This is a genomic window from Siccirubricoccus deserti (assembly GCF_014283215.1).
In the GTDB taxonomy this organism is placed as follows: Bacteria; Pseudomonadota; Alphaproteobacteria; order Acetobacterales; family Acetobacteraceae; genus Siccirubricoccus; species Siccirubricoccus deserti.
Genome location: NZ_JACOMF010000112.1, coordinates 1 through 7489, shown reverse-complemented (window position 1 = coordinate 7489; position 7489 = coordinate 1). Strand labels below are relative to the sequence as shown.

At 66.7% G+C, this 7489-nt stretch carries 6 protein-coding genes; 4 read left to right on the top strand and 2 right to left on the bottom strand.

Annotation, left to right across the window (positions count from 1 at the left end):
• Positions 1 to 273: 273 nt before the first annotated feature.
• Positions 274 to 447 (top strand): hypothetical protein, encoded by a 174-nt coding sequence (locus tag H7965_RS27850; RefSeq protein ID WP_186773794.1) that lies wholly within the window; start codon positions 274 to 276, stop codon positions 445 to 447.
• Between the two features lie 179 nt (positions 448 to 626).
• On the opposite strand, the gene H7965_RS27845 is transcribed toward H7965_RS27850, so the two are convergent.
• Entirely contained in the window at positions 627 to 1793 is a 1167-nt protein-coding gene (locus H7965_RS27845; protein WP_186773793.1) for an MFS transporter, read from the bottom strand.
• Between the two features lie 152 nt (positions 1794 to 1945).
• Positions 1946 to 2803: a hypothetical protein gene (locus H7965_RS27840; RefSeq protein ID WP_186773792.1), complete on the bottom strand. Its 858-nt coding sequence runs from the start codon at positions 2801 to 2803 to the stop codon at positions 1946 to 1948.
• Between the two features lie 306 nt (positions 2804 to 3109).
• Between H7965_RS27840 and H7965_RS27835 the strand changes: the two genes are divergently transcribed.
• The 3 genes from H7965_RS27835 (at position 3110) to ctaD (ending at position 7220) form a co-directional block, all read left to right on the top strand.
• Positions 3110 to 4693: a mannitol dehydrogenase family protein gene (locus H7965_RS27835; protein ID WP_186773791.1), complete on the top strand. Its 1584-nt coding sequence runs from the start codon at positions 3110 to 3112 to the stop codon at positions 4691 to 4693.
• A 14-nt stretch (positions 4694 to 4707) separates the two neighbouring features.
• Positions 4708 to 5373, top strand: coding sequence for an HAD family hydrolase (locus H7965_RS27830; RefSeq protein WP_229682831.1), 666 nt, complete (start codon positions 4708 to 4710; stop codon positions 5371 to 5373).
• Positions 5374 to 5609: 236 nt separating this feature from the next.
• Positions 5610 to 7220 carry a cytochrome c oxidase subunit I gene (gene ctaD / locus H7965_RS27825; protein WP_186773789.1) on the top strand — a complete coding sequence of 537 codons (1611 nt, stop codon included), beginning with the start codon at positions 5610 to 5612 and terminating at the stop codon, positions 7218 to 7220.
• The last annotated feature ends 269 nt before the right edge of the window (positions 7221 to 7489 follow it).

Genomic DNA, 7489 nt, shown 5'->3' with positions numbered 1-7489 from the left:
GGGCTACGGACAAGGATGCCGCTCGGCCGCGATGGTAGCTCGGTGTGGCGCGGTTACGATATTAAACGCTGGCGCAGGCGCTTTGATCCCGCCGCCGTGTGCTGCCCGCAGTGCTTGAGACACCTCGTTGAAGGCTATGCGGCGATCGTCGCCGTCCAATGGGTCGCAGATGATTAGGAACCAGTACGCCAGGGCGTCCTACGCCACTTCGGCCGCGTCGAGCGGGACGCGGCCAAGGGCCTCAGCCTGCGCGGCGACCACGGCTCGAACTATATGCCGGGTGACTTCCAGGACGAGATTGCCTTCCTCGGCCTCGAGAACTCGCTCTGCTTGGTCCGCCAGCCGGAAGGCAATGGTGTCACCGAGCGCTTCATCCGCACCCAGAAGGAGAATTTCCTCTGGGTGCACACCTCGAACACCGTCGAGGACCTGCGGCACGGCTTGTAGGACTTCGTCGCCACTACAACGCCACCTGGCTCGTCGTCCGGCACGGCCACCGCACCCCCGAACCAGATCCGTGCCGAGCAACGCAGCCTTGCTCCATGCTCGTCAGGCAATTTACCCTTGGTCGATTGAACAGCGCAGCAGGCTGTCTCAGCATCCGGATGCAGTACACCACTGCGGTATCAGGCGGCGCGAATCCGCGGTGGCAGCGCGGGAGCGACCGCGGCCGGCCGGCTACGCACGCAGCAATAAATGCCCACGATGCCAAGCGCCGCCGGCAGGACCGCGAGCGACGGCAGGCCCGTCCCCCAGGTCAGCAGCGCCGCGACCAGGCAGCCGGAGGCCGCGCCGATATCCCATCCTGCTTCAGCTGAGAAATGGAAGCCGTACGCCGCGCCGGACCGCTTCGCCCTATCATAGACCACGCTCATCAGCACGGGCACGTAGAGCCCCATCACCGCCGCGCCGGTCGCGTTGGCCATGGTGGCGGCGAGCGGCGACCAGCTTACGCCGACGCGCAGCATGAAGCTCATCGCCAATGCGACGCAGACGAGGACGAGGTAGCGGTCGCGTTCACCCCGATCCACGGCGCGCCCGCAGGCGATCCCCGTTGCCGCGCCGACCAGTCCCGCCGCCGCATTGGCAACACCGAAAGCCTCGTAGTGCGAGCCAAGGGCAAGGAACAGCACCATCGGCCAGGCAATGGCGAGGCCCGAGGCCATCCAGCCATCGGCCGCGAAGGTAGCGATGGCGGCGCGGTCCGCCAGGCGCATGGACTGGCGCAGGTCGGGGATGCGGCCGGCGGGGATCTCGGGCAGCCGCATCAACGGCAGGACCGATAGCAGCGCGAGCAGGCCCGCGACGCCGAAACCGGCCGCCGGCCCAAAGCGTGACAGCAGCATGCCGCCGACCAGGGGACCCAGCACGCCAACCAGCGCGCCCACTGCGGTCCTGATCCCCAACTCCCGCCCGCGGGAGGCGCCGCCGATGACTGCCGCCGCTGAATGATAGACCGGCCAGTAGAGCGACTCTGCCAGCGAGACCACCAGCAGCCAAGCTAGCAGCCAGGCCGGAATATCGGCCAGCATCAGCGGCAGAAACTGCAGGGCGGCGAGCGCCGCGCCCGCCATCATCGCGCCGCGCAGCCCGAGGCGCCGGACCACGCCAAGCGCCAGGAAGCGCAGGCCAAACCGCACCACCAGAAGGGCGGCGTAGAGGACCAGTGCGGCCGGCAGGCTGAAGCCAAGCTTCAACATGTAGGCGCCCACGAAGCCCCCGGCGAGAGCGACGGACAGCTGATAAAGGCCGAAATGAAACGTCAGCAACCCAAACGGATTGAGGCCAGGCACTGTGCGGAATCCTTAATCGAGGACGCCGCTTCGTTCCGGAAACGCAGGCGATGGCTGCGGCTCCTTGCGGCAGCCGCATCGTATACTCTCGATTCCGTGAACTCAAGGGTATGTGAGGTCGAAGGGGTGGGACTCCCATCCGGCCGGCAGCCTCATCTCGGGCTGACGGGCGTGCCGGCGACGGGATAGGAAGGCCATTCGGACAGCGGCTCCTGCGCTGCCACGATCCAGTGCAGGATCCGGGGCTCTTGGCGGAACAGGTACTGCCAGCCTTCAACCAGCGCGACCAGCAATGCGTCAGGGTCCAGCCGCATCTCTTGCAGATCGGGGCCGATGCCGGCGAAGGTGACCATCCGCTGGCCGCAGGCATTGCCCGCCAGGATCCGGTCGGATTCCTCCAGCACGCGCCGGCCGAGCTCGGCATCGCGGAACTGGCCGACCGCTCTGGTGTGCAGCACGGGGGCTCCGTCGATGATTCCGAGGTCACGGTAGTCCAGCAGCTTCGGCCACAGCGAGTCGAGGCCCCAGCCCCAGCCCGTTGTGGTTAGATCGAGCGTCGGCAGAAGCTGCTCCAGTGTCGCGCGGCTGAAGCCCGGCACCATGATCTCGACGAAGCCGACCCGCCTGGCGAAGAAGCGGTGGTTCCGCATGGCAATGAAATGCGCGAAGTGTGAAGCTTCGTGCAGCCCGGGGGCGAACAGCTTGAAGTCCAGCCGCCGCGCCGCGTCGAACATGGCGCCGATGGCGTCCTGGCTTGCGAGGATGTCGTCATCCGGCAGCCAGATCTGCTCATAGTTCCGCCAGCCATCCCAGCTGTTCAGCAGCTGTCGCAGTCCAGTCCATTTCGGCCCAGGGATCACCTCGCCCTGGATGCAGTCCAGATCGTCCTGCGGCGCGATCTCCTGGAAAGGACAGAGACGGAGATCCCAGTCGCGCGGCTTGCTGGCATCGATCCAGCTGCGATGCAGCGAGTTGCGCCCGACGCGCGCCAGGACAAGGTTCTTCCGCATCGGCATTTCCCTCGACCCCTGCCCTGGTTCCTGCTGCCCAGGGCCGTCCGATCAGCGTCGCCGGACCGCAAAGGCTGCATCAATACCCGCTAATGTGACCTGAGCAGTGGCGTGGGAGGTCAAGAATAGATCCACGGCAGCTCTTCATTTAGTTCAGGCCGCCACTTGGCTTTCTGGACGTACGGCATCGTACACTGGCCTTATTTAGTATTCGCCTGAGGAATAAGCCGGAACCCTGCCCGCCGGCGCGGCTTATCCGGCTTCGGTCCGGCATTCCGCCGAACGGGCCGGAAAGGCGATCCGAAATTGGCCACGCTATCCGCCCTGAGGGGCGACTATCTCCGCCTGGCAGGTAGCAGCAGCCTGCAGGTCACCGCGGCACCGCCGCTCTCCCTTGCCACGCTGGACTACCTGCCACGGGCTGTCCGGCGGCCGGGCTTTGACGTCGCAGCGCTCCGGCCCGGCATCCTGCATATAGGGTGTGGCGCCTTTCACAGGGCGCACCAGGCGGTCTTCACCCAGCGCGCCATTGAGGCGGAGGCGGGCGCCGCCCCGCCACCCTGGGGCATTGCGGCCACCAGCCTGCAGCGACCCGCGATGCGGGACGCGCTGCAGCCGCAGGATGGGCTCTACACCGTGCTGGAGCGTGGTCCCGATGGGCTGCGGGCGGAGGTGGTCGGCACACTGCGCGAGGTCGGCTTCGCGCCGGAGGACATGCCCGCGCTGCTGGCCCGCTTCGCCGACCCCGCCATCCGTATCGTGACGCTGACCGTGACCTCCGCGGCCTATTGCCTCGACCCGACGACCGGCCGGCTCTGCCCCAGCCATCCCGATGTCCGACGCGACCTGCTTGCCGCCTCGCCGCGCGGTGCGCTGGGTGTGCTGGTTGGCGGGTTGGCGGCGGCGCGTGCGTCGGGCGGACGGCCGCCGGTAGTGCTGTCCTGCGAAAACCTTCCCGGCAATGGCCGTACCTTGCGGCAGGCGGCAATGGATTACGCCGCCCTGACCGACGACCGGCTGGCGAGCTGGATCGGCTGCGCGGTGCAATTTCCGAACTCGATGGTCGATCGCATTACGCCGGCGGCGACCGAGCTGGACCGCGCGGATGCCGCCGCCATGCTGGGCCTAGCCGATGCCGCGCCGATCGCGGCCGAGCCATTCCGCCAATGGGTGATCGAGAATTTCGACGGCCCGCGCCCGCGCTGGGATGCGGCGGGCGCCGAATTCGTGCCGGATGTGGCGCCGTGGGAGGCCTCCAAGCTCCGGCTCCTGAATGGGACGCATATGGCTATCGCCTACCTCGGGGCGCTGGCCGGCTTGCGGACGGTTGCCGATGTGGTGGCGGAGCCGTTATTCGCTGAGTTCGCCCTGCGCTTCATGCTGCAGGAGCAGAAGCCCACCCTGCCACCGAGCCAGCACGACATCGATGCCTACGCCCGGCAGCTGCTGGAACGCTGGCGCAACCCTGGCATCGCGCACGAACTCGGCCGGGTCGGCCGGAACGGTTCGGGCAAGCTGCAGCCGCGGCTGCTCACCGCCCTGCGGGAGAACCTGCAGGCTGGAAGGCCGGCGACCTGCACGCTGCTCGCCATCGCGGCCTGGGTGTGCTGCGTGACCCGTCAGCCAGGGCCGGAGGATGCAGTGGAGATGCAGGACCCGATGGCGGGACGGCTGCGGCTCCTCGGGCTCGCGGCGGGCAACGACGCGGCGCGCCTCACCGACGCCGTCCTGGAAATGGAGGATGTCTTCGGGCCGGAGTTGCCGCGGTTGGGTTCGTTCCGGGCCGCGCTGACTGCTGCCGTCGCTGATCTTCAGTGTCGTGGGCCGCGGGCCGTGGTGGCGGCGCTGCTCGCCAACGCGCCTGCTGCCGCCACCCTGGAGGCCGCGTGATGGACGTCATGCCAGTGACCGCGCTGCGGATCGACGCCGTTGTCTTCGACATGGACGGGCTTCTGCTGGACACCGAGAGCCTGGCCATGCGCGGCCTGGCCCAGGCCGCTACCGAGATGGGCCTTGATGCGCCGGAGGAGTTCTGTCATGCGATGATCGGTGTTCCCACCGACCATTGCCGGATACTGGTGGCGGAACGCTTCGGGCCGGATTTTCCCGCCGACGACTTCCTGGCGGCCGCGAGTCAGCAGATGGGCGCGCTGATCGACGCCGGTTCGCTGCAGCTGAAGCCCGGCGTGCCAGAACTGCTGGACCATCTCGATGGCGTCGGCATGGCCAGGGCGGTGGCGACCTCCTCCAGCCGCGCGAAAGCCCACCATCATCTGCGCCGCACCGGGATCCTGGGCCGCTTCGACGCGGTCGTGACGCGCGACGACGTCGCCCGCGGCAAGCCGCATCCCGACCTGTTCCTGCGCGCCGCGCAGGTGCTGGGCCGTCGCCCGGAACGCTGTCTGGCGCTGGAGGACTCCTACAACGGGGTCCGCGCTGCCCATGCCGCCGGCATGCAGGTCATCATGGTGCCGGACCTGCTGCCGCCGACGACTGAGGTGCGGGAGACCTGTCTGCTGATTGCCACAGATCTGCATGCTGTGCAGCCGCTGATCTCCCGGCCGGCCTGACCGGCAGGCGGGGCGTCGTGCGGACCGGCAAGTCGATGGCGCCAGGAACATAGGCGGAGGGGGCGCTGTGCGCCGCGGCGTGCTCCCGGCCGCGCGGCTTCGGCTTTGGACGGGTCATGTAATCGCTGCCTGTTCATCGCCCCGCAGCGGCGATCGGCTCTTCCCCGGGCTTCGCGGCAGCGTTGCTTACTCTGGTCCAAGCACGCTTCGCCCGAACACCTTCAGGAGTGGCAATGATGGCGGACACGCACACGACAGCGGCGCCGCAGGGGGCGCATGACGCCCAGCACGACCACCGGCCGGGCTTCGTCGCCCGCTGGTTCTTCTCGACGAACCACAAAGATATCGGCACCCTCTATATCATCTTCTCGCTCTTCGCCGCTTTCATCGCGGTGGCCATGTCGATGGTCATGCGGCTTGAGCTCGCCGAGCCGGGTATCCAGTACTTCGCCGACGGCCAGGCCTGGAACGCCTGGGTCAGCGTCCATGGGCTCACCATGATCTTCTTCGTGGTCATGCCGGTGCTGATCGGCGGCTTCGGCAACTGGTTCGTGCCGATCATGATCGGCGCGCCGGACATGGCCTTCCCGCGGCTGAACAACATCAGCTTCTGGCTGCTGGTGCCGGCTTATCTGATGTTGACTGTCAGCCTGTTCGTGGGAAGCGGTCCTGGCACCGGCTGGACGCTCTATCCCCCGCTATCGGATGCCCAGTACCACCCCGGCCCATCGATGGATCTGGCGCTGTTTGGCTTGCATCTGGCCGGCGCCAGTTCGATCCTCAGCGCCTCGAACTTCATCGCCACCATCTTCAACATGCGCGCGCCGGGCATGACCCTGCACAAGATGCCGCTGTTCGTGTGGTCGATGCTGGTCACCGCCTTCCTGCTGCTGCTGGCGGTGCCGGTGCTGGCCGGCGCCATCACCATGCTGATCACCGATCGCAACTTCGGCACGGCGTTCTTCCGGCCGGACGGCGGCGGCGACCCGGTGCTGTTCCAGCACCTGTTCTGGTTCTTTGGCCACCCCGAAGTTTATATCGTCATCCTGCCAGCCTTCGGCATCATCAGCCACATTGTCTCGACCTTCAGCCGCAAGCCGGTGTTCGGCTACCTCGGCATGGCCTATGCGATGGTCGCCATTGGCGTGGTCGGTTTCGTCGTATGGGCCCACCACATGTTCACCTCAGGCATCGAGGTGGACACCAAAGCCTATTTCGGCGCAGCGACGATGGTCATCGCGGTGCCGACCGGCATCAAGATCTTCTCCTGGATCGCCACCGTGTGGGGCGGTTCCATCCAGTTCAAGACGCCGATGCTCTTCTCCATGGGCTTCATCTTCACCTTCACCATCGGCGGTGTCACCGGCGTAAAGCTGGCGAGCCCGGGGCTCGATGTCATCGTGCACAACACCTACTACGTCGTCGCCCATTTCCACTACGTCATGGCGATGGCCGCGGCCTACGGCATCTTCGCTGGCTACTACTACTGGATCGGCAAGATGAGCGGCCGGCAATACCCGGAGTTCTGGGGCAAGGTGCATTTCTGGAGCTTCCTCGTCGGTACCAACATCCTGTTCTTCCCGATGCATTTCCTCGGCGCCCAGGGGATGCCGCGTCGCTACCCGGACTACCCCGATGCCTACTGGGGCTGGCACTTCGTCGCCTCGGTGGGGGGGGTGATCGCCTGGGCCTCCTTCTTCGTGTTTTGCTATGTCGTCTGGGCCACTTTGCGGCACGGCGAAAGGGTGGCCGCCAACCCCTGGGGCGAGGGCGCCACCACGTTGGAATGGCAGGTGAGCTCGCCGCCGCCCTTCCACACCTTCGAAGAATTGCCGCGCGTGCGGTGAGCCGCGCCGGCAGCCATCGTGATTGAGGACGGACCATACATCGCGCTCACATTCATAGGGGACCTCTACGAAACGTTTTGCTGAATGAGCGATGGGGTGACTCGCTTCGCGGGTTGGCAACGGTGGCGAGACGGGGATGGGTTAGAGCGAAATCTGACCATTCAGAGTCGCTGAGGATTCCCGCCCGGCGCGAAATCTGATTCACCGTGCCTGCTGGGCACGGAGGCCAGCTTGCATGGCGAGAACCCTGTCCGAAGATCTACGCGCCC

What these genes read in the sequence shown, in the direction of transcription:
- H7965_RS27850 (WP_186773794.1), top strand. Translation starts at nt 274, where the DNA reads ATGCCGGGTGACTTCCAGGACGAGATTGCCTTCCTCGGCCTCGAGAAC.
- H7965_RS27840 (WP_186773792.1), bottom strand. Translation starts at nt 2,803, where the DNA reads ATGCGGAAGAACCTTGTCCTGGCGCGCGTCGGGCGCAACTCGCTGCAT.
- ctaD (WP_186773789.1), top strand. Translation starts at nt 5,610, where the DNA reads ATGGCGGACACGCACACGACAGCGGCGCCGCAGGGGGCGCATGACGCC.